This window comes from Shewanella sp. UCD-KL12 (genome assembly GCF_001957125.1).
Taxonomy (GTDB): domain Bacteria; phylum Pseudomonadota; class Gammaproteobacteria; order Enterobacterales; family Shewanellaceae; genus Shewanella.
On record NZ_MPHJ01000001.1, the window covers coordinates 391,520 to 415,233 of the forward strand.

The window sequence follows — 23,714 nt, forward strand, 5'->3', positions numbered from 1 at the left end:
TACAGTGACATTTTTATCTATATAAGTAAGCGAATAATCAATTTGCTCTGACTCTTTTTTAGCACGACTCAAACTAAGATAACCTTGTGCTAGATCTCACTTTTTATACTCTTTTCTATTGAGTATTGCTTTTGATTAATAAAGCGACAGCTAATTGAGTGTAAGACTTAAGCTTGGCTTTATACCAGTATGAAAATATTCATCGATGCCATATCACCTAGCGCTTGTTCATGTCGCATACGGCATTGATTTATTAACTAACCACTATGTATCACTAATACTGATGGCAGCTAACTTTAACCCTAGATGTTTTAAGATGATAATCGCTTAAGATCAGATCGAGTGCGTGGAGCTTATGGAAAATTGTGGTATCGAACCCACTTTAACTCGTATCTCTACTTATATTCGTTGGCTAGAGGTAAGTTGTGACTTTTATGAAATAAATATGTAAATAGGTGTTATTACCACCTGTATCTGCTTATAATTCTTGAATATAAATCCCTAATTTTATTGATGCTTACCGGAGGCATAAATGGTTGTTCGAACCGTTTCAACATTTAAGTGGTGCATACTTTTTATAGCAACACTGCAACTTACAGCCTGTGGGGAAGCACCTGCACCAAAACAAGCTATGTTACCTAGCGTGATTGTGAATACTGCACATACCGAAGAGATCATCCCTAAGTCTGAAATCGTGGGCCGCACAAGGGCATCTGAAGATGTGGTTATTCAGTCACAGATCCAAGGACAACTGCTAAAGCGTACATTTATCGAAGGTGATGATGTTACTGCTGGCGATCTTTTGTTTGAAATTGACCCGTCCACTTATAAAGCTGAGCTTGCTCAGCAGTTGGCCGTACTTAAGCAAGCTACTGCATCGCGAGATGTAGCAGTAATGAATTGGGAGCGTGGTCGCCGCCTGCTACCGGATGGCATGATCAGTGCCCAAGATATGGATGAGCTAACCAGTCGTAAGCTGACTACCGCTGCTGGGGTTGTTCAAGCTGAAGCTGCAGTAAAAGCTGCTGAGCTTCAATTGAGCTATACCAAGGTTTATGCGCCTATCTCGGGTCGGATCAGTAATTCAAAAGTGAGTACCGGTGACATTATTACCCCTCAGTCTGAGATGGCGAATCTAGTTCAGCTACAACCTATGTGGGTCAACTTTCAGGTTGCTGAGAAAAAGCTCATATCAGCCCAGCAAGACTTCTCTAAAGCTGCTGACCAAGATGTGAAAATTGAAGACATTGTTATTCATTTGCGCCTGCCAAATGGCACCATGTTTGATGAAGCGGGTTATATCGACTTTATTGGTAACCGTGTCGATGCTGCGACAGGAACCTTACCTGTTAGAGCCACTTTTAAAAATGCTACTAGCCTAATGTTGCCTGGCTTATTTGTCACGTTAGTGATTGAGTCGCCTATCACTGAGAATGCCTTGCTAATCCCTCAAGCTGCAGTACAAGAAGATCAGCAAGGTCGTTTTGTTATGGTGCTTAATGAGCAAGACGAAGTACAAAAGCGCCTCGTAGAATTAGGCGATAGATTCGGCGTCGATTGGCGTGTGCTGAGTGGCTTAAAAGATGGTGAGCGCATCGTCGTCGAAGGATTACAGAAAATCCGCCCAGGCATCAAAGTCAACCCGGTTGAGCAAGAAGTTATTCCTTTCCAAGAAAATGCATCTTAATCGGGGAATGTCATGATTAGTGAATTTTTTATTGGCTTGGTCCTAAATTTGTCTTTGTGTCGCTCAAACCTTGAATTGGAAAGTGACAGGGGAATGTCATGATTAGTGAATTTTTTATTGGCTTGGTCCTAAATTTGTCTTTGTGTCGCTCAAGCCTTGAATTGGAAAGTGACAGGGGAATGTCATGATTAGTGAATTTTTTATTAACAGGCCCAAATTTGCCTTTGTTATTTCGACTGTACTGACATTAGTCGGATTAATCTCTATACCTGTACTTTCAGTGGCTGAATTTCCTGAAATTGCGCCGCCACAAGTAAGTGTTTCTACCAGCTATTCAGGTGCAAGTGCCGATATTGTAAAAGATACCATAGCCCAGCCTTTAGAGGCTGAAGTGAACGGTGTTGAAGGCATGCTCTATATGGAGTCAAAGAGTGCTAACGATGGCAGTTACTCTTTAAATGTGACCTTTGAGGTGGGCACTGATGCGGATATGGCACAAGTTAAAGTGCAAAACCGTGTGCAACAGGCAATGCCACGCCTGCCTGAAGAGGTAAAGCGTCAAGGTGTTAAGGTTGAAAAACAAAGCCCTAATATGTTGATGGTGGTGAACCTAGTTTCGCCCAATGAGACCTTTGATTCACTCTTTATCACCAACTATGCCGGCTTAAATGTTAAAGATGCCCTAGCGCGTCAAAACGGTGTTTCAAAAGTACAAGTGATCGGTGCATTAGATTACGCGATTCGTATCTGGTTAGATCCAGATAAAATGGCTAGCCTTGGAGTGACAGCCGCCGATGTTATTGGTGCGCTGCAGGAGCAAAACATTCAAGTTGCCGCTGGCCGTATTGGTGCTGCACCTGTCGATCCAGAGCAGCAATTTCAATATACCCTACAGACTAAGGGCCGCTTAAAAGATCCTGAAGAGTTTCGTAATGTGATGATCCGCGCTAATAGCGACGGCTCTAAAGTCACTGTTAGTGATGTAGCACGTGTTGAGCTTGGATCGCAGACTTATGATGCACAAGGTAGGCTAAATAATAAGCCATCCGCAATTATCTCTATCTATCAGTCGCCAGACGCGAATGCGTTAGAAGTGGGTAAGGCGATTAAAGCTGAAATGGCTAAGCTTTCAGAGCGCTTCCCTGATGATTTAGAATATGAAGTACTTTATGACACCACTGAGTTTGTTGAAACCTCAATCAAAGAGGTTGTGCAAACTCTATTTATCTCTATTGCATTAGTTGTCTTGGTTGTATTTATCTTCCTGCAGGATGCACGCTCTACATTAGTCCCAGGCATTGCGATCCCAGTATCGCTTATCGGTACCTTTGCGTTTCTTCTGCTGTTCGGCATGAGTATAAACACGGTATCTCTGTTTGCGTTGATATTAGCCATCGGTATTGTGGTTGATGATGCGATTGTCGTGGTTGAGAACGTCACTCGTTTGATGCAAGACGAGGGATTGTCGCCGAAAGAGGCTACCTCTAAGGCGATGAAAGAGGTCACAGGGCCAATTATTGCCACCACATTAGTACTGCTTGCGGTATTTGCCCCGACGGCAGTAATGCCTGGGATCACTGGGCAGATGTATGCCCAATTCTCAGTGACTATCTGTATTGCGGTACTTATCTCTTCGATTAATGCATTAACCTTAAGTCCGGCGCTGTGTGCCTCCTTACTGCGCGCACCTAAGACACATACCAAAGGGTTCCACGCCGCCTTTAACAGACAGTTTGAACGCTTCACTGGTAAGTATATGAAGTTAGTGTCATCACTGACACGTAAATTGGCCCTTGTTGGTGTGGTTTATCTTTGTCTGATAGGCCTGACCGGGGGGATTGCTAATATCTTACCGTCAGGTTTTGTGCCTATGGAAGATAAGAAAGCCTTTATGGTCGATATTCAGCTACCTGATGGTGCATCGTTGAACCGTACTGAAGAGGTAATGAGGGAGCTTGTTGAATTAACTCTGAAAGAGCCAGGTGTAGAAAATGTTATTCATGCCAGTGGTTTTAGTATTTTGACCGGCTCTGTGTCATCAAACGGTGGCTTAATGATTGTGACGCTCTCAACTTGGGAGGAGCGTGATACCCCTGATATGGTTGAGGCGGCGATCGTTGCTAAACTTCAGGCCAAATACGCGGCAAATCCTGCAGTGAAGGCAATGGCTTTCTCTCTGCCTCCTATTCCAGGTGTGGGTAGTGTCGGTGGTTTCGAGTTTGTGCTGCAAGACACTCAAGGCCGCACTCCTCAAGAGTTAGCTTCTGTGATGCGCGCGCTGATTATGAAGGCGAACGAGCAGCCAGAGATTGCTATGTCCTTTAGTAACTTCCGCGCCGATGTGCCACAGATGTATGTGGACGTCGATAGAGATAAAGCTAAAGCGATGGGGATCTCGCTTAATGAGATATTCTCTACGATGCAAACCATGCTTGGCTCAATGTATGTTAATGACTTTAACCGTTTTGGTAAGGTCTTTAGGGTGATTTTGCAGGCTGAAGGTGAGTATCGAAATTCAGATAAAGATATCTCGCGTTTTTATGTTCGCTCTAAAACGGGCGAGATGGTGCCATTAAGTACATTAGTGACAGTGACACCCATTTTAGGCCCAGATGTGATGAACTCATATAACATGTTCAACTCAACCACCATTAATGGTTTCCCTGCAGCAGGTTTTAGCTCGGGTGATGCAATTACAGCGATGGAGCGAGCGGCTAATGAGTCTTTACCTGCTGGCTATACATTTGAGTGGACTGGCCAAACATACCAAGAGATTAAAGCAGGTAATTTAGCGCCACTTATTTTTGCGCTGGCATTAGTCTTCACCTATCTATTTCTGGTGGCTCAGTATGAGAGTTGGACGATTCCATTTGCGGTTATCTTAGCGGTGCCAATCGCAATCCTTGGGGCATTTTTGAATATCTTGCTGGTGGGGGCTGACTTAAACCTCTATGCCCAGATAGGACTCGTGCTCTTGATTGGTTTAGCCTGTAAGAATGCCATCTTGATAGTGGAGTTTGCAAAGCAGCTACGTGAAGAGGGCAAAAGTATTCTCGAAGCTGGAGAAACTGCAGCTAGATTACGTTTTCGTGCAGTATTGATGACAGCGTTCTCCTTCTTGCTCGGTGTACTCCCTCTGGTTATTGCAACGGGTGCTGGTTCTGGTAGCCGCAGGGCATTAGGTTACTCAGTGTTTGGTGGTATGTTAGCAGCGACGATTGTTGGAACACTTTTAGTTCCTGTCTTTTACGTGATGATGCAAAAGATGCGAGAGAAAGCTAAAGGTGAGTCTAAAGCGGCATAAGTTTCGCTTTCAGCTTTAATTAATCCAAAAGCCCAAGCTAATCAGCTTGGGCTTTTTTATGGGAGACTGAGTAGGGGAAGCGTGAATAATGGCCGATTTAGGTCTAGGGTTAATAGACGATACTAATGCCTAGGTAATGCATATGCATATGCAGATGACCTTACAGCTTTTAGTATTTTTTGTGGTAGCGATAATATTAGGGATATTGTTACGCCGACTATTAAAAAATACCGCTATTCCATACTCTGTAGCCTTGCTAGTACTGGGAATGTTGATAGGCTCAGTATTAGATTACGAACTTCAATCTCCCTTCCTTCATGAGTTAAAATCCTCTTTTGAGCTAGCAAGCCAGCTCGATGCCAATCTAATCATGTTTATCTTTTTACCTGCACTGGTATTTGAATCTGCATTCTCTTTAGAGGTGCACCTATTTAAGCGTATGTTTTCTCAAATTGCTTTGCTTGCTATCCCAGGCATGGTGCTTTGTACCTTGTTCACTGCAGCATTAAGCCTGACAGTGCTGCCTTGGCAATGGTCTATCGGTACGGCATTGATGTTTGGCACGATAGTGAGTGCCACCGACCCTGTTGCGGTTGTCGCGCTACTTAAAGAGATGTGCTCTCGTGCCAGACTACAAACCTTAATTGAGGGAGAGTCTCTGCTGAATGATGGTACAGCAATTGTTTTATTTACCCTGTTTCTTACTTTAGTCACTCAGGTTGATGCAGAGCTCAGTACCTTACATGTGATTGGTGAGTTTACGCGAGTCGTGTCGATTGGAGTGATTATCGGCGCCTTGGTTGCTGGGGTAAGTTTGCTCTTTATTGGCTCCCTGTTTAATGACAGTTTGATTGAGATTGCCCTAACCTTAGTGCTCCCTTACTTAGTATTTTATCTCTCAGAGCACGTATTTCATGCATCGGGTGTGGTGAGTGTAGTTACGCTTGCACTTATCTATGCGGGCCCTGGTCGAACCCGCTTTTCTCCCGAAGTGATGGAGCATCTGCATCACTTCTGGCACACATTGTCATTTCTGTTTAATACGCTTATTTTTATTTTAGTGGGGCTGGTGGTCTCAACCAGACTTGGGCTTGCTGATTTGGCTAACTGGCAATACTTAGCCGTGATTTTTGCCGGTATTTTAGTGATTCGAACTATGGTCATTGTTGGTTTTATGCCTATCTTAGCTAGGATCGGCATAGGGTTAACGAAAGAGAAATCAATAGTGTTGATCTGGGGCGGACTCAGAGGGGCTGTGTCGTTAGCATTGGCACTTATCGTTGCGACCAATGAGTCCTTAGATATTCAGCTTAGGGATCAGGTGTTGTTTCTCACTGCGGGCATCGTGGTGCTCACTATCGTGGTCAACGGTTCGAGTATGCGTTTTGTGATGGCAAAACTTGGGCTTGATAAGCTGCCAAAAGCAAAGCAGAAAACCTTTGCTAAGGTACAACATAAGATTGCCAATGAAATAGTGCTAGTCAGGGAGAAATTACAGCAAGACGAGCATCTTAAATCGGTCAATTGGCCAGCTGTTGATAACAACATAGTGACAGTTGCTGCCCCCTATAAAGAGGAGGAAAGCGTTGATACTCAAGTTGAGTATCAGAGAAAGTTGCTCGAATCTGAGCGCCAGTTTTATTGGAATCAATTCGCTAAAGGTTTACTAAGCAAAGACGCCACTCATCTCTTAATCGGTGCGATAGAAAGAGCGCTTGATGGCACACCACAAATATGGCCCAGACCCTCAATCGCTAAGCATTGGCAGATCCCTAAGTGGGCCACTCAATGTGCGCATTTTCCAATTGTTGGTAGCTATGCTCGTGCTACTAGCTATAAGCAACATGTGATTATCTTTGAGAGTGCCAGAGGGCTGTTTGAAGCGAGTCGTTATATTCTTGAGCTAGCACCTAGCTTGTCATTAGAGAAAGCGCAGTTAGAGGAAGTGCTTGAGCAAGTGAGTTTAGTGAATCAATTTGCTGATAATACCTTAAATGGTTTTCGTCAGAACTCACCGCATTTGGTGGAGCAGGTTGAATCTTACCTAGCCTTGCGAATATTACTCAATACTGAACGGAAAAAGATTCAGGAGTTAACCCATGAAGGGATAATCTCCGAAGTCGATGCTGAAAAGCTGATCGAAGAGGTCGAGCTCAAGATGCATGAAAATAAAAAGCAGAGTCAGTTGTTATAACTGTTTAACAAATAAAAAGGCCCGTTGATTATTTAATCAACGGGCCTCAGCTTGCTAATTCTTTGCAGGGAAAAAGCTAACTGTCACCACTTTATAACATGTGTAACCTAGTTTGATAGAGATAGGTCACAAAACTGTTAGAGAGCATTAGCAAAAATCTGGCTAATCTCTTCATGTGTTGCTTGTTTAGGGTTAGTGAGGCCACATGCATCTTTTAATGCATTCTCAGCCAATGTTGGAATATCCTCAGCTTTTACACCTAATTTAGTGAGGTTCTCAGGAATTTTAACTGCAACGGAAAGCGTTTTAATGGCTTCGATAGCTGCGGCTGCACCTTGCTCGTCACTCATGGTAGCAACATCCACTCCCATGGCTTTAGCGACATCTTTCAAACGCGGTGCGGCAACTTGAGCATTGTATTGCTGAACATGTGGTAGCAATAGTGCGTTACAAACTCCGTGTGGTAAGTCGTAGAAGCCGCCAAGTTGGTGAGCCATGGCATGAACATAGCCAAGACTTGCGTTGTTAAATGCCATACCTGCTAAAAATTGTGCATAAGCCATCTGGTCGCGAGCATCAATATTCTGACCGTTATCAACCGCTTCAACTAAGTTTGCCTTGATAAGCTCAATGGCTTTAATCGCGCAAGCATCTGTGATTGGGTTCGCGGCGATTGAAACATAGGCTTCAATTGCGTGAGTGAGTGCATCCATACCTGTGGCAGCAGTAAGGCCGGCAGGTTTTGCTAGCATGAGCTCTGGGTCGTTGACTGAGAGAATAGGCGTTGTATGTTTGTCAACGATTGCCATCTTAATATGGCGAGCTTCATCAGTGATGATACAAAAACGTGTCATCTCGCTTGCCGTACCTGCAGTGGTGTTTATGGCGACTAATGGAAGTTGAGGCTTAGCTGACATATCAAGACCTTCGTAGTCTTTGATGCTGCCACCGTTCGTTGCGACTAGGGCGATACCTTTAGCGCAATCATGTGGAGACCCACCGCCAAGAGAAACTACGAAGTCACAATCATTGGCTCTGAGAAGCTCAAGGCCAGCTTCTACATTACCTGAAGTTGGGTTTGGCTGCACACCATCGAAGATAGTGGCGACGATTCCTGCTGCGCCAAGTTTTTCTGCTACTTGTCCAACAAGCCCTATTTCAACCAATGGTTTATCTGTGACAACCAATGCGCGCTTAAAGCCCAGAGTTTTAATATCTCCAATAGCCTCATCGACAGCGTCTTTACCTAACACATTGACAGATGGGATAAAAAATTTAGCAGCCATAAAAATCACCTTTATGCTTAAATGTTAAAAGTTGTTATCTTTTCTGGTAACCAAATTACCAACCTTGATAGTAGAAGGTTGTGATCTAACTCTAAAAATGGACTAGGTTAGCGTAATATTTGGCTGAAAATTAGAGCTGAGTTACTAAATTTGTAATTTTATGACATGGATAGAGGAATTATCTAGCTAACAAGTACCAACCGATGAGAGTGAGCTTTTTGAGAAGTGAGCAGTGGTAAGCCAGAGGCCAGATGCTGGATATAGAGAGGGAGTCTATTTAGTAAGTACGATGGACTGTACTAATGGTCTGCACAATGTGAAACAAGCGGCAGCGCTTATCGTTACCTTAAAGCGTTAGATCCAAGGGATAGTCTATACTTTTTTTATCGCCTGCTAATTTTGGTTGAGAATCATGAGAGTTTTCCCTGTTTTACTGCTTCTTTTTGTGAGCTTTTCTTCTGTTACGTTTTCCGTGAAAAGTGCAGAGTCTGAAACAACGTTATCTGAGTTGAAACGGCAGATAGAGCAGTTACAGCAGCAGGTGTTAGCCTTAGAGAAAGCCCAAGAAGCGGAAAAGCTCAGGCAAGCGAGTGTTGCCAAGCAAGTGCAGGTAAGCGAAGAGGCCAAACCTGAGACTATGCCTGAAAAGCCCCTTAACAATACCTTACGTGTTTACGCCACGATGAGGCCAACCTTAGGTTACTTCGATGAAGATGCTGAGTCTTTTTGGGATGTGCGTGATGCCCTGTCCCATGCAGGGATAAAAGCGACCAATGAGTTTATGCCAGGCTGGACCGCCGAGTTACATGGGGAGTGGGGCATTGATATCTCCAACAATGGTGATTTCGGTAAGGCTAGACGAGCCTATGTGGCTGTGGGAGGACCTTATGGCCGAGTTGCAGTGGGTAAACAGCGCCCTCCACAATATCTGCTGATTGCCGAGTATGTGGATATTTTTAATCATGCCAATAGTCCTTTCTCCTACGATGCAGAAGGGATATTTTTTGTCGATAACATGGTGACCTACCGCCTTCAAACCGGTGGGTTTAGTTGGATGGCCGCTTCCCAGTTCGATGGAGACAGCGGTAATAGTAGTGCCGATATGGTCAACCTAGGTTTAGGGTATGATCAAGGTGGGTTTCATGGTGCGGTGAGTTACCTAGTTCAAGATACTCTAGAGGGGGATTTGACCACAGGCGAAGATGAGGTATGGGCTGTTTCATTAGCCCATGATTTTAGTAATGGTTTATACCTAGCTGCGGCGTATCAGGATAAAACTTATCAAAGGGATCTAATTTCTCAAGAACGCAGTGGTCATACACTCGACGTGTCAACGGCATATAGGTTAAGCGAACAATTTAGAGTTAAGTTAGGTTATTTTGATTTTGATGATGGACGCAGCACCCTTTTGAGTCAAAGGTATGATGGTTATAACACTACATTTGAGTGGTTACCTGATGATAATCTGCGCTTTCACATTGAATATTTGACTAAAAATTACGACTACCTGAGTGACTTTGATTCTTGGAGTATAGGTTTTAGGTATGACTTTGCTAAAGACTGGCGTTTCTAACCAATTAGCATAAATGATGGTTACTGACCGTTAGCACAAGTGATGAGTATGAGTTAACCGTTTGAGCTATCTATGCAGCATCAAAACCACGGCCGCGCTTAATAGGCGCGGCCTCTTCGACCTTAATAGACTAGACCTCTTCTTCACCGCTTTACTTTCTTCGACTTTCTTACAAAGCTAAGTATAAGATATTGATATTTAGCGGCTATCGCATGTCATCCCCTTGACATAAATCTGTCTTCAAGCTGTTATTTTTCACAAGCAAGATTAAGGCCTGTGAATTGTAAGTTGAGAGCACTCCTTGCTCTTTAAGCACAAGGAAGACAGGTATGGAGCTTGAGAAGTTACTGTATTTGCAAGGTGTTGGTGCAGAGTTTATTGATTGCAACGGGAAAAATGTCACGATCCCTGAGCAAGATAGATTAGGCGTATTGAAATGTATGCTTAATCGCTCTGATGAACTCACCTCAACGGCTGAAAAATGCGCTGAACTCGGTGATAGGGTGCAGGAGTTAGATGCTAAGCCCTGGACATATCTGTTAGCAAGTTTTCAGCACACCTATATAAATAACCAGAGTTTCACACTTAATTTGCCTGCGAGTTACCCACACAGTTTATGGCTGAGCCTTCGCTGTGAAAATGCTTGTGAAGCAGGTATTGAAGCTGGCGGCGAAGCAAGAGATGAGCAGACTGTTGAGCTGTTTCCTGCAGGTTTTGAGGTGATTGGTAACTACAGTCATGAAGGTAAGCTGTATCTTAATTATCGCATTCCATTATCTGAGCTCGGTATCGAACTTGAGCTTGGCTATCACCAGCTCGAACTCTCACTGTCAGACCGTTCCATCACTGAAACAGGCACCTTGTTAGTTGCCCCCATACAAGCTTTTCAATTCGAAGATATCCCAAATTTAAAAGTCGACCCAGATAGAGAGGCACGTCCTTGGGGGGTCAGTATTCAGCTATATTCACTGCGCTCTAATGAACAATGGGGAATAGGGGACTTTGGCGATCTAGCAAAGTTAATCGAGTTTATCGCCCTGCAAGGGGGGGACTTTATTCAGTTAAACCCACTGCATGCATTGGCGCTATCTAGCGATGATGCGATGAGCCCATATAGCCCAAGTGATAGAAGGCGGCTTAATCCGCTTTATATCAATATTACCAATTTGAGGGAATATCACTACGTCGAGCCTGAGTTACTTGAAGGGGCGTTGGCGGAGAAAAAGCTATCTCTTAATCGAGATAATTGGCTCAGCTATCAAGAGGTCATAGAGACTAAATACGCTATTTTTCATCTCCTCTTTGATGCATTTCATCAACATGAAATCATGACTAATTCCCCCCGTTCTCAGGCATTTTTTAAGTTTATCGACGCTCAAGGGGAAGATTTAGCTTTCTATTCAGCTGAAATGGCAGGCGAAGGGCCTAGCTGCGATCCGCAGTTTTATAACTATCTTCAGTTTGTTGCCGAAGAGCAGCTTGAAGGTTGCCAGGCGAAAGCTAAAGCGTTAGGCATGTCCGTGGGACTAATTCGAGATCTTGCAGTAGGGGCATCCCCCTCTGGTATAGAGGTGAAGCAAAAAAGCCAGCTGTTTTGTCAGCAAGCAAGTATTGGAGCGCCAGCCGATCCCTTTGCACCTCAGGGGCAAAACTGGGGATTAACGCCCTTAGACCCCATCGAGCTAAAACAGGACAGGTACCGCCATTTTATCAGCATAGTCAGACACAATATGGCCGCCTGTGGGGCGTTAAGAATCGATCACGTTATGGCGCTACTCAGATTATGGTGGTGCCCAAGTCATCCGCAACTTGGCGCTGGCGCCTATGTTTATTACCCATTAGAGGCCCTTTTGGCCATTATCAATTTCGAGAGTCACCTTGCTCGCTGCTGCGTCATTGGTGAGGATTTAGGGGTTGTACCGCCTGAACTCAATGGGTATCTGAGTCAAGCAGGGATCTACTCTAACCAACTGTTTTATTTCAGTAAGCACTTCGATGGTTTTCTGCAACCTGCACAACATAAATCCCACAGCTTAATGATGTTAGCGAACCATGATGTCCCGACATTGGCGGCCTGGTGGTCAACAAGTGATCTGTATTTACAACGTCAGCTTGAGCTGATTAACACGGATGAAGCGCTCGGGGATGCATTGACGCTGCGGGAAGGTGAAAAGCAGCAACTTTTGTCTCTGCTCAATCAGCAGCATGCTTTTTCTACAGGTCAGTTTATCGGTGAATTAAATGAACTGGAGTTTGAGTATCTATTAGAAGCTTGGGTTCGACTCATTGCCATGAGCGCATCAGCATTACTGAGTATTCAGCTGTGCGATCTGATCAGCGAGCGCCATAGCGTTAACATTCCTGGAACCTGGAAACAGTACGCCAATTGGCAGCGCCGTTTGCCCTATTTGCTCGATGACTTAGCCCACTCGCCAAAGGTGAAGCAACTGCTTCGAACTCTTGCATCCCACAGAGGTGCATCCCATGTTGGCGTGAAGAGAACTGTAAACTTAACGGAAGAGATAAGATGACTCAAAATGCCCCGCACTTTCACGATGGCGCCGATATCGCGCTGCTAAATGGCGAGTATAGTGATGTGTTTGCTCTACTTGGTATGCACTTAACTTCAAACGATAAAGACCAAGTAAAAGCCAGTAAGCCTCAGCTCGTTGTTCGCTGTTTACTGCGTGGCGCACTTAAGGTTGATGTGGTTAGCCTTAAGGATAACCGTAAGGTGGCCAGTCTTGAAAGAGTCAATGATGAGGGGCTATTTGCAGGAGTTATGGGACGCAGGGTAAAACCCTTTCCCTATAAGCTGAGGGTGGAGTATCCCTTAAGCGTTGAGGAGATCATCGACCCTTACCAATTTTCCAGCGGCTTAAATGATGATGACCTTTACCTTTTTGGTGAAGGCCGTCAGCAGCAAGCGTATCATTTTTTAGGGGCTAACTGGCGTGAGATAAATAAGACTCCAGGCGTGTTATTTTGTTTATGGGCACCTAATGCGCATAGAGTTTCTGTTGTTGGGGATTTTAATCACTGGGACGCCACTCGCCATGTAATGCGTCAGCATATAGCGAATGGGGTCTGGGAGATCTTTATTCCAGATGTTGAAGAGTCGCAGCACTACAAGTTTGAGTTAATCACCGCTTTTGGTGAGCGGATCATCAAGTCAGATCCCTATGCTAAGGCGATGCAGGGCGCACCAGATAATGCCTCGTTAATTCCTCTAAAGCGTAATCATGAGTGGCAGGATGAAAGCTGGATTAACCGCCGTGCAACTCAGACATGGCATCATGCACCTATCTCTACCTATGAGGTGCATCTAGGCTCCTGGCGCAGAAAAGGGTTGGATGGTGAGGGCTATTTCAACTATCAAGAGTTAATTGATGAGTTGATCCCCTATGTGGTTGAGATGGGGTTCACGCATTTACAACTTATGCCTGTCAGTGAGTACCCTTTTGATGGCTCATGGGGCTATCAGCCAGTTGGATTATTTGCGCCAAGTCATAGGTTTGGTGATGCCTTAGGTCTTAAACGCTTTATCGATGCTTGTCATCAAGTTGGGATCGCAGTGGTACTTGATTGGGTGGCGGCGCACTTTCCAAAAGACCCCCACGGCCTTATTAAGTTTGACGGCAGTTGCTTGTATGAGCACCAAGACCCGATGCAAGGTGAGCATCCAGACTGGGATACCTTGATCTATAACTATGGTCGCGGTGAAGTACAAAGCTACCTATTGAGTAATGCATGTTTCTGGTTAGAGGAGTTTCACTTTGACGGCCTCAGGATCGATGCGGTCTCTTCCATGTTGTACCTCGATTACAGCCGAGAGCCGGGGCAATGGCAGCCTAATGTTCATGGCGGACGTGAAAACCTTGAAGCCATAGCGTTTTTACAGACTTTAAATCAACGGCTTTACCAATGTTTTCCTGGCATAGTGATGATAGCTGAAGAGTCTACTGCCTGGCCGGGTGTTACTCATCGAGTCGATGAGTCCGGCTTAGGTTTTGGTTTTAAATGGAACATGGGCTGGATGAATGACAGCCTAAGGTATTTAGGCCGAGATCCCATTCACCGTAGCCATCACCAAAATGAACTGACATTCAGCTTGATGTACTGCTTTAGCGAGCAATTTGTTCTCTCCTTGAGTCACGATGAGGTGGTGCATGGTAAAGGCTCACTTCTGCATAAAGCGCCGGGAGATGACTGGCAGAAGTTTGCCAATGTCCGAGCCTATCTGGGCTTTATGTGGGGGCATCCGGGTAAGAAATTACTGTTTATGGGCGGGGAGTTTGGTCAGCGTGATGAGTGGAGCCATGATAAAAGTTTAGACTGGCACTTGCTGCAATATGCGCCGCATCAAGGATTACAGGCATGGGTGAAAGACCTTAACCAGCTGTATCTAAGCCAGACAGCCCTCTATAGTTGCGATGCCCTGCCTGAAACCTTCCAATGGCTTGATTGTGACAATCATCAGGCCAGCATATTTAGCTTTATTCGTTACGGTGCAACTGGTGACGATCACTTAGTGTTCGTTATCAACATGACGCCTCAGGTACATCATGGGTTTCGACTTGGCCTACCTGAGGAAAGTCATTACTCAGAGCTTCTCAATAGCGACAGTGTGCATTACGGCGGCAGTGGTGTGGGGAATGCGGGCGTCATTATCTGTGAGGCAATGCCCTATCAAGGCATGCCTCAAAGCGCTCTTATCACAGTGCCGCCGCTAAGCTGTGTCGTGCTAGCGCCAAATACATCGTTAGTTCAAGGTGCTTGTGATGAAGCTCACTAATGGCAAGCCATATCCATTAGGGGCGAGTGTGGATGCTGATGGGGTGAACTTTGCGCTGTTTTCAGCCCACGCCACTCAGGTGATTTTGTGTATATTCGATGAGAAGGGAGGGGATGAGGTCGCACGCTTTATCCTGCCACGAAAGTCTCAGAATATTTGGCATGGTTATCTCGAAGGCGCCAGTGAAGGCTTGTTATATGGTTATCGAGTTGATGGCCCCTATCAGCCTTTGTCTGGTCACAGGTTCAACGTCAATAAGCTCCTGCTCGACCCCTACGCCAAACAGCTGGTGGGGCAGTGCCATGATGATCCCGCTCATTACGGTTATCAACTCGATGGTGCACTCGCCGATCTGTCATTCGACAGCCGAGATAACGCTACCAGTATGCCCAAGTGTCGTGTGGTCGATATCCGCCACCTAGAGGCTGTCTTGCCGGTGCAGAAAAGCTACAGTCAGGAGGAGGTCTCACTCTCACTGCGGCGCAGCGTGATCTATGAGCTGCATGTAAAAGGTTTTACCCAGTTACACCCAGATATTGCTAAGCATAAGCGAGGAACATTTGCGGGGCTCTCTAGCCCAGAGTCGATAGCTTATCTTAAAAACCTAGGGATCACCTGCGTCGAATTAATGCCTGTACAGCAGTTTTTTGATGAGCCGTTTTTACAAGATAAGCAGCTCACTAACTACTGGGGATATAACAGCATCGGCTTTTTTGCCCCCCATCAAGCTTATTTAAGTGGCGATCAGATATCTGAGTTTCGCCAGATGGTGACACAGTTTCATCAAGCCGGTATCGAAGTGATTTTGGATGTGGTTTATAACCATACCGCAGAGGGGAACCGTTTAGGGCCTACTTACTGTTTTAGGGGGATTGATAACGCCAGCTATTATCGCCTAAGCCCAAGTGAGCCGAGGTATTACATCAATGATACTGGTTGTGGTAACACCCTTAACTTGGCCCACCCCTATGTGTTGCAGCTCGTAATGGATTCATTGCGTTACTGGGTTGAGGTGATGGGAGTGGATGGTTTTAGGTTCGATCTAGCGACCTGTCTTGGCCGAGAAGCACATGGTTTTGATGCCGGTAGTGGCTTTTTCGATGTATTGACGCAAGACCCTGTGCTCAGTCAGGTACGTCTCATTGCCGAGCCTTGGGATATTGGACCTGGCGGCTATCAACTCGGGCAATTTCCAGTTGGCTGGAGTGAGTGGAATGATAGATACCGAGATACCATTCGCAGGTTCTGGCGGGGAGATTCTGGCATGTTACCTGAATTTGCCAGGCGTTTTCATGGTTCAAGTGACTTGTTTGAGCACTCGGGAAGGCCCCCTGCAGCGAGCGTGAACTTTGTGACTAGCCATGATGGCTTCTCACTGATGGATCTAGTTAGTTATAACCAGCGGCATAATGAAGCCAACGGTGAAGATAACCGCGATGGTCACCAGGAAAACTTCAGCCACAATTATGGGGTTGAGGGAGTGACTGATAACCCTGAAATTAATGCTCTGCGTGCCAGACAGTGCAGAAATATCCTCACAACGCTCTTTTTGTCTCAAGGCGTACCTATGTTGCTGGCCGGCGATGAAGTGGGCCATTCTCAAATGGGGAATAATAACGCCTATTGTCAGGATAGCCCCCTAAGCTGGCAACAGTGGCAGCAAGATGTGAGCAGCAATGCGCTGTTGCAGTTTACCCGTCAGCTGATCCATCTGCGCAAACGTTTCCCTCTGCTTTGTCATCGTCACTATATTCACGAGAATGCCAACTTAAACGCGCCAGGCTTGGACTGGTTTTGCCGCCAGGGACTGGTGATGACCAAAGCGCTCTGGAGCGAGACGCAAACCCGTAGCTTAAGTGTTGTTATCAGTGGTGAATTAGAAGCGCAGAAGGGGTGTCGTCAGGCGCTGTTATTGATGCTCAATGCCGATGAGCAGCCGCTCAATTTTTGTCTGCCTAGCCTCGAGAGCCTCTCCCCCTGGCAGTGCCTATTACACACCCAAGATACTGAAACGGCTGTTGAGGCAGGCTCTGTCTCTGCACAATGCCGCACATCATATCGTCTGCAAGACCGCAGTTTGATGCTGTTTTACGCTGAATTTAAGGAAGCTGTGCATGAGTATTAGTCCCACAAAGCGAGACAAGGTCTCTAAAAAAGCCTCACCGAATAAGGCACGCAAGGTGCAGCAAGGCGACCAAATCCAGCAACAAGATTGCCCGCCCTGTGATTCGTTATCAGCCTCACTGGCGCGCTATATGAATAATGGTCTGGGTCAACAGGAGCACGTCAAGCACGACCTGTTTCATGGTTTAGCGTCCAGTGTGAAGCATCAGATGCTCAGTGCTTGGAGAGAGACGCGAAATAAAGACAGTCAATATCAGACTAAGCAGGTAGCTTACCTCTCCTTGGAGTTCTTAATGGGACGCGCCTTAGGCAACGCTTTGCTTAATTTAGAGCTGACCGATGAGAGCCGTGAAGCATTGAATCAGTATGCGGTTGATTTAGAAGCCTTAGAGGGCTTAGAGCATGATGCAGGCTTAGGGAATGGTGGTTTAGGCCGATTAGCGGCTTGTTTTTTGGATAGCTGTGCCAGCATGGATTTAGCGGTGACAGGTTATGGGATCCGCTATGAATATGGCATGTTTGCCCAGAAAATTGTCGATGGCTACCAAATCGAAAGACCAGACCGCTGGTTAAAAGATGGCAACCCTTGGGAGGTCAGAGTGCCTAACCATAACGTGACTGTGCCGTTTTTTGGTCATACAGAAAGTTATGTGGATAAAGCAGGGCGACGCCATATGACCTGGCTCAATACTCAAGATGTCAAAGCGGTGGCCTATGATATGCCCGTACCAGGTTACCGAAATGGTCGCATAAATACCTTACGGCTGTGGAAGTCTGAAGCTACGGATGATTTTGATTTAGCTGAATTTAATCAGGGGGATTACACCGAGGCTGTGGCGCGGAAAAACCTGGCCGAACAGATCACTATGGTGCTTTACCCCAATGATGCCAGTGAAAATGGTAAAGAGTTGCGCCTTAGGCAGCAGTACTTCCTCTCATCAGCTAGTCTTCAGGATCTGCTCAATAATTGGGTAAAGCAAAACGGTCATGATTTTAGTGGCTTTGCTAACGCCAATGTCATGCAGCTTAATGATACTCACCCAAGTGTTGCTGTGCCTGAGTTGATGCGTTTGCTGGTGGACCATTACGCCATGGAGTGGGAGCAAGCGTGGGAGATCACCACAAGCACCATGGCTTACACCAATCATACCTTGCTGCCAGAAGCGCTAGAGCGTTGGCCTGTACGTATGTTTGAGCAGATGCTGCCAAGGGTGTTAGAGATCATCTACGAGATTAATGCACGTTACCTAGATGATGTTGCTCACCATTGGCCCGGCGACAGTGACATGCTTAATAAGATGTCGATCATTGAGGAGGGCCATGAGCCACACGTACGTATGGCCTATCTTGCCATTGTGGCTAGCTTCTCTGTTAACGGGGTCGCTGGATTACACACTCAGTTATTAACCTCTGGGCTGTTCAAATCCTTTTATGAACTCTGGCCAGAAAAGTTTAATAACAGAACCAACGGCGTCACACCGAGACGTTGGCTTGCTCACTGTAATCCAAGGTTGGCTGCGCTGCTGAATAAGCGCCTGGGTCTGGAATGGATCAGGGATCTGCAACATCTACAAGCACTCAACGCCTTCACCGAAGATAAAGAGATGATTGAGGAGTGGCAGCAGGTAAAGCTCGCCAATAAACGTGAGCTAAGTTTGATGATTGCCCGCGAGTGCGGTGTTGAGTTTAGCCCTGAGATGATGTTCGATGTGCAGGTTAAACGTATTCACGAATACAAGCGCCAGTTACTCAATATTCTTCATGTGATCCACCTCTATCAAAAAACATTAACAGCGGTGAGTGAAAACAAGACGCAAGACTTGCAGCCAAGGTGTGTGTTAATTGGCGGTAAAGCAGCGCCTGGTTACATGATGGCTAAATTGCTGATAAAGCTTGCTAATAATCTCGCTCACATGATCAATTCAGACCCAGATGTGGTGCCTTACTTAAGAGTTGCTTTTCTGCCAAATTACAACGTCAGTGCCATGGAGAAAATTTGTCCGGCAACGGATCTATCCCAACAGATATCCACCGCCGGCAAAGAGGCCTCTGGGACAGGAAACATGAAGTTTATGATGAACGGCGCATTGACCATTGGCACCTTAGATGGGGCGAATGTTGAGATGCTTGAGGAGGTGGGTGAAGAGAACTTCTTCCAGTTTGGATTAAATGCAGATGAGGTGAGTGCGCTAAAACCTAATTATCAGCCAGCGCAACTTATCAAAGATAGCCCGGCGCTCGCCGACGTGATGACTTTGATGGAAAGTGGCTACTTCAATCTGCAAGAGCCGGGGATTTTCGATCCCATCATAGCCAGTATTAAATCTCCCAATGATCCTTGGATGACGGCAGCTGATTTTGAATCCTATCGACTGGCACAAGTGCGGGTCGCTGATGCCTATAAAGACCGCAAAAGTTGGACCCAAATGAGTATACGCAATACCGCGTGCAGTGGCCGTTTCTCTAGTGATGTCACTATTGCCGGCTACCGTGATGATATCTGGAGGGCTTAATCATGTTGTATCTAGAAGTCATGTGTTACCCAGTCACCCCCGTGTGTACGAGCTACAGCCAAACAATGTTAAGCAATGAATCTCAAGGAGCGAGTACCTATGCCTAATCCGAGTCCACGTTATATCAGTAATTTAACCCGTGATACTTATGCCATCATTTTAGCGGGGGGGAGGGGCTCTCGGTTACATGAGCTTACGGAGTGGCGAGCTAAACCTTCGATCTATTTTGGCGGCAAATTTAGAATCATCGATTTTCCCCTATCAAATTGTATCAATTCGGGTATTCGCCGTGTTGGTGTGGTTACACAATATAAGTCTCACTCACTCATTCGCCATGTTATGCGTGGTTGGGGACACTTTAAAAAGGAGTTAGGTGAGTCGGTAGAGATCTTGCCTGCATCACAGCGTCACTCTGAAAACTGGTATCAGGGGACGGCGGACGCCGTGTTTCAAAATATGGATATCATACGTCATGAGCTGCCAAAGTATGTGATGATTTTATCTGGCGATCATGTCTATCGTATGGATTATGCTGGCCTGCTTGCTGCCCACGCTGAGTCAGGGGCTGATATGACGGTCTCATGCCTTGAGGTGCCTGTGGCTGAGGCCGCAGGGGCATTTGGTGTGGTAGAAGTTGATGATACAAATCAGATTTTGGGTTTTGAAGAGAAGCCTGCGTTACCTAAGCACTTGCCTGATAATCCAGAGTCATGTTTAGCCTCGATGGGAAACTATGTCTTCAATACTGAGTTTCTGTTTGAGCAGCTAAAGAAAGATGCCATGAATGAAGAGTCTGATAGAGACTTTGGCAAAGATATTATTCCTTCGATCATTAAAGAGCATAAAGTGTTTGCCTACCCCTTTTGCTGTGATTTTGATAATGAAAAGGCTTATTGGCGAGATGTTGGCACACTTGACTCCTTTTGGCAGGCTAATATGGAGCTGCTTTCACCGACTCCGCCATTGAACCTCTATGATGAAAAATGGCCTATCTGGACCTATCAGGAGCAGCTCCCTCCCGCTAAGTTCGTCTTCGATGATGATGACAGACGTGGCATGACATTAGACTCCATCGTGTCAGGAGGCTGCATCATCTCAGGGGCCACAGTACGTCGTAGCGTACTGTTTAATGAGGTCCGTATCTGCTCCTATTCAGTGGTTGAAGATTCTGTCATCTTGCCCGATGTGGTGGTTCAAAGGCACTGTAAGATTAAAAATGCCATTTTAGACAGGGGCTGCATTATCCCCGAAGGGACTGTGATTGGCTATGACCATGCACATGACAGAAAGCGGGGCTTTAGGGTATCAGAGAAGGGGATAGTGTTAGTGACCCGTGACATGCTGGGTTTACCTGCGGGTTATGAGTAATCACGCGTAGAGGTTAAGGAGTTGAGTGTGAAGAAAGTCCTGATGTTAGCTGCAGAAAATGGTGCCATTGCAGGGGCAAAAGTGGGTGGTATGGCAGATGTGATTGGCGAGCTTCCCAAGGCCTTATTTGAGCAAGGTGTGTGCCTAGATTTGATAATGCCAAGTTATGGGTTTCTGGCAGGTACTGTCAATGCCACTAAGATAGCTGAGTTTGAGCTTGTATTTGGTGGCCGTACTCGCGGGGTTGAGCTTTTGTGTGCGCCGCATCCTGATGTGCCCCAAGCGGTTATCTACTTTATTGAGCTAGTCGAGGAGAGTGGAGATCTGCAAATTTATACTCAGGGAGACCCTAGTAGGCCTTTTGCTGAGGATGCCAATAAGTTTGCTTTGTTTTGTCTGTGCGTGGCGACGGCGTTAAAGCGGCAGCTATTACCTATGCCTGAGCTGGTGCACCTGCACGATTGGCATATGGCTATGTTTGCTGTGCTTAGCCGATTCGATAGGGCATTTTCAGCATTAAAGCATCTTCCTTGCGTATACACGATCCATAATCTTGCGATTCAAGGAACGCGTCCGCTTCGGGATGAGTCATCCTCACTGGCGGCATGGTTTCCTGAGCTGTTATCTCAGTTACCCAGCGAGGCGCTTAATCACATTATCGACCCTAGATATCCCCACTGTATCAATCCGATGCGAGCTGGTATCAATATTAGCGACAGGGTTCACTTAGTCTCGCCCACTTATGCGCTGGAGGTATTGCAAGCATCTAATCACAGCGCGGGCTTTTTTGGTGGCGAAGGCTTGGAGTGGGACCTTCAGCGTAAACAAGATGCTGGTAACCTCTTTGGGATTTTAAACGCTTGCGTGTATGAAGATACACCGCTGGTGGCTAATCATGCTAGGGAAAAAGGTGTTGTGTGCAACGATGAACCCAGCGTTAGAGATAACTTAAGGGTTAATGATGCAACCCCTTTTGGGCTTGTAAAATCTCAACATAAAACGTCAGGTGGCACAAAACTGGCAGCTCAAAAAGAGTATAGCTCTGAGTGGGGGCAGCTCCTATCAGATATGGAGCAGGCACTCATAACGTGGCAGGGGGATACTCAATGGGTCTCTAGCTGTGATCAGATAGCATTAACGCGTATCGCTAAGTTGTGGCGTCGCTATTCAGGGCTTGAGGGAGCCAGTGAGACCCCGAGCATGCTAGTGACATCGGTGGGACGGTTGACCGATCAAAAAGTCCTCATTCTCAGGCAAAAAGTGCAGCCAGAAACAGGGCCATCGATCTCAGTACTTGAGTCGATATTGCAAATGTTAGCTGCGCATTATCCTGACGGACTGTTTATTTTACTGGGCAGTGGAGATAAGGTGATTGCCGATGAGTTTAGAGCGGTTGCCGCGAGGTATTCCAACTTTATCTTTCTTAACGGTTACGATGAAACGGTTTCAAGAGGGCTTTACCAACAGGGAGAACTCTTTTTAATGCCAAGCTCCTTTGAGCCCTGCGGGATCAGTCAGATGTTAGCGATGAGAGCCGGTCAGTTGTGCCTGGTTCATGGGGTTGGCGGTTTGAAAGATACCGTAATAGATAATGAAACGGGCTATCAGTTTGTAGGCCATGGCCTAGCAGAGCAAGCGAGTAATTTATTGGCGCGATTTGGTGATGCGTTAAAGGCGTTCAACAGTGAGCAGTGGCTGACAATGCAAAGCTTGGCAGGGCGGCAGCGCTTTGACTGGCAAGCAAGCGCGGTTAAATATAAACAGCAGCTTTATCAGTTTGAGTAATACCAGTTCCATTAAACATGTGCTCAATTCAGAGCTTTCTCAGGGATTTCGATCCAAGACGCATTGTTGAAGAAATGGTTATTCCCTTTTGAGGCGATGCAACGCAGGAGTGGAAGTCCTGAGACGCTCACGAAGTGCGGCTATCTTATAAACATGGGAAACCCCCTTTATGCTGCGCATGTGGCTTTCGAAATATGACTGCATGGATGCAGGAAGTAGAGCAACGCAGGAGCTGTTGCCGAGAATAACTATTAGCTTCAATCCACTTAAAGCCACAAGGATGTGGTGAATGTCTATATTGCAGGAGTAAATATTGCCCTTGCCTACAGCGGTTTTAACTCCCGCTGAATGGTCAACTCTTTAATGGAATTGGTATTGGCTTTTGGTCGTTAACTCGTTAGTGATGACTTTCAGGTTTCAAGCATTCAGTGAATGTTTGAAACCTGAAGTGACAAGCTGACATACAAAGGAAAGCTTAATGAATATTTTGGTGGCTGAATCTTAGGTGTTTGGCATCTTTAATTAGTGTGACAAAGTCCTTGCGGCTGATCCGTACCAAACTATCATGATCGCCCGCTTCAAAATAGATATCCTTAGCTTCGATTAAAAGATCATCGTAAACTGCTTCTAAGTTATAAGCCCCACCCAGTGGGGGAATAGCACCGTTCTCGCAATCATTAAACATCTGATAAACCGACTGCTCTTTTAACAGATGAAGATCCCGGTTTAATTTATCTCCTAAAGCGCCGAGGCTGATCTTATGATTAGCTGGCAGTACAGCCATCATTTTTCGACCTTCATGATCTTCTAAAATTACCGCCTTTGCTAGCTGTGAGGGGGAGACCTGGGCTGCGATTGCTGAGCTTATTGAGTTGAAGCTGTGGGGGTGGGAAACGAGATCATAATTAACTTTATTATCCTGCAGGTATTCATTTAATCGAGTAGAAATAGTCATAGTGTTACCTCTTGAAAACCGATATGACACTAGCTGTAATTATAGTCCAGAGGCGAAAAGGCCGTCTTAAAGTTCAAACCTGAATCTCTAAAATCGCTAGTTTGTTTTGTGCTAGTTAGTTTTGCATAGA

At 45.8% G+C, this 23,714-nt stretch carries 12 protein-coding genes; 10 read left to right on the top strand and 2 right to left on the bottom strand.

All coding sequences use genetic code 11. The features are described 5' to 3' along the window. Positions 1–532 precede the first annotated feature (532 nt). From BM736_RS01790 to BM736_RS01800, 3 genes are all read left to right on the top strand, one after another. Complete coding sequence (locus BM736_RS01790) at positions 533–1,687, top strand: efflux RND transporter periplasmic adaptor subunit (protein WP_076407936.1); 1,155 nt, start codon at positions 533–535, stop codon at positions 1,685–1,687. A 184-nt stretch (positions 1,688–1,871) separates the two neighbouring features. Beyond that, positions 1,872–4,991 carry an efflux RND transporter permease subunit gene (locus tag BM736_RS01795; protein WP_076407938.1) on the top strand — a complete coding sequence of 1,040 codons (3,120 nt, stop codon included), beginning with the start codon at positions 1,872–1,874 and terminating at the stop codon, positions 4,989–4,991. Between the two features lie 142 nt (positions 4,992–5,133). Beyond that, the gene (locus BM736_RS01800) at positions 5,134–7,185 is read left to right on the top strand and encodes a sodium:proton antiporter (RefSeq protein WP_076407940.1); all 2,052 of its coding nucleotides are present in this window, start codon (positions 5,134–5,136) and stop codon (positions 7,183–7,185) included. Between the two features lie 137 nt (positions 7,186–7,322). Here the strand turns inward: BM736_RS01800 and yiaY are convergent, their stop codons facing one another. Next, positions 7,323–8,471: an L-threonine dehydrogenase gene (yiaY, locus tag BM736_RS01805; RefSeq protein ID WP_076407942.1), complete on the bottom strand. Its 1,149-nt coding sequence runs from the start codon at positions 8,469–8,471 to the stop codon at positions 7,323–7,325. 412 nt (positions 8,472–8,883) lie between these two features. On the opposite strand from yiaY, the gene BM736_RS01810 reads away from it, so the two are divergent. The 7 genes from BM736_RS01810 to BM736_RS01840 all read left to right on the top strand — a co-directional run bounded on the left by BM736_RS01810 (position 8,884) and on the right by BM736_RS01840 (position 22,629). Next, positions 8,884–10,044: a porin gene (locus BM736_RS01810; protein ID WP_076407944.1), complete on the top strand. Its 1,161-nt coding sequence runs from the start codon at positions 8,884–8,886 to the stop codon at positions 10,042–10,044. Positions 10,045–10,373: 329 nt separating this feature from the next. Beyond that, a complete protein-coding gene (gene malQ / locus BM736_RS01815; protein ID WP_076407946.1) occupies positions 10,374–12,575 on the top strand; it encodes a 4-alpha-glucanotransferase in 2,202 nt (733 codons plus the stop codon). Then, complete coding sequence (gene glgB / locus BM736_RS01820; protein WP_076407949.1) at positions 12,572–14,839, top strand: 1,4-alpha-glucan branching protein GlgB; 2,268 nt, start codon at positions 12,572–12,574, stop codon at positions 14,837–14,839. The genes malQ and glgB overlap by 4 nt, the downstream gene beginning before the upstream one ends. Then, positions 14,826–16,964, top strand: a complete 2,139-nt coding sequence (gene glgX / locus BM736_RS01825; protein WP_076407951.1) for a glycogen debranching protein GlgX — start codon at positions 14,826–14,828, stop codon at positions 16,962–16,964. The genes glgB and glgX overlap by 14 nt, the downstream gene beginning before the upstream one ends. Beyond that, positions 16,954–19,476 carry a glycogen/starch/alpha-glucan phosphorylase gene (locus tag BM736_RS01830; protein ID WP_076407953.1) on the top strand — a complete coding sequence of 841 codons (2,523 nt, stop codon included), beginning with the start codon at positions 16,954–16,956 and terminating at the stop codon, positions 19,474–19,476. The genes glgX and BM736_RS01830 overlap by 11 nt, the downstream gene beginning before the upstream one ends. A gap of 99 nt (positions 19,477–19,575) precedes the next feature. Continuing rightward, positions 19,576–20,844, top strand: a complete 1,269-nt coding sequence (glgC, locus tag BM736_RS01835) for a glucose-1-phosphate adenylyltransferase (RefSeq protein WP_076407955.1) — start codon at positions 19,576–19,578, stop codon at positions 20,842–20,844. A 42-nt stretch (positions 20,845–20,886) separates the two neighbouring features. Continuing rightward, positions 20,887–22,629 (top strand): glycogen/starch synthase, encoded by a 1,743-nt coding sequence (locus BM736_RS01840; RefSeq protein ID WP_076409809.1) that lies wholly within the window; start codon positions 20,887–20,889, stop codon positions 22,627–22,629. 475 nt (positions 22,630–23,104) lie between these two features. Here BM736_RS01840 and BM736_RS01845 read toward each other — a convergent pair whose 3' ends face one another. After that, a complete protein-coding gene (locus tag BM736_RS01845; RefSeq protein ID WP_076407957.1) occupies positions 23,105–23,584 on the bottom strand; it encodes an aminoacyl-tRNA deacylase in 480 nt (159 codons plus the stop codon). Between the last annotated feature and the right edge of the window lie 130 nt (positions 23,585–23,714).

Coding starts and splice junctions, on each gene's coding strand:
- BM736_RS01790 (WP_076407936.1), top strand. CDS start 533: ATGGTTGTTCGAACCGTTTCAACATTTAAGTGGTGCATACTTTTTATA.
- BM736_RS01795 (WP_076407938.1), top strand. CDS start 1,872: ATGATTAGTGAATTTTTTATTAACAGGCCCAAATTTGCCTTTGTTATT.
- BM736_RS01800 (WP_076407940.1), top strand. CDS start 5,134: ATGCATATGCAGATGACCTTACAGCTTTTAGTATTTTTTGTGGTAGCG.
- yiaY (WP_076407942.1), bottom strand. CDS start 8,471: ATGGCTGCTAAATTTTTTATCCCATCTGTCAATGTGTTAGGTAAAGAC.
- BM736_RS01810 (WP_076407944.1), top strand. CDS start 8,884: ATGAGAGTTTTCCCTGTTTTACTGCTTCTTTTTGTGAGCTTTTCTTCT.
- malQ (WP_076407946.1), top strand. CDS start 10,374: ATGGAGCTTGAGAAGTTACTGTATTTGCAAGGTGTTGGTGCAGAGTTT.
- glgB (WP_076407949.1), top strand. CDS start 12,572: ATGACTCAAAATGCCCCGCACTTTCACGATGGCGCCGATATCGCGCTG.
- glgX (WP_076407951.1), top strand. CDS start 14,826: ATGAAGCTCACTAATGGCAAGCCATATCCATTAGGGGCGAGTGTGGAT.
- BM736_RS01830 (WP_076407953.1), top strand. CDS start 16,954: ATGAGTATTAGTCCCACAAAGCGAGACAAGGTCTCTAAAAAAGCCTCA.
- glgC (WP_076407955.1), top strand. CDS start 19,576: ATGCCTAATCCGAGTCCACGTTATATCAGTAATTTAACCCGTGATACT.
- BM736_RS01840 (WP_076409809.1), top strand. CDS start 20,887: ATGTTAGCTGCAGAAAATGGTGCCATTGCAGGGGCAAAAGTGGGTGGT.
- BM736_RS01845 (WP_076407957.1), bottom strand. CDS start 23,584: ATGACTATTTCTACTCGATTAAATGAATACCTGCAGGATAATAAAGTT.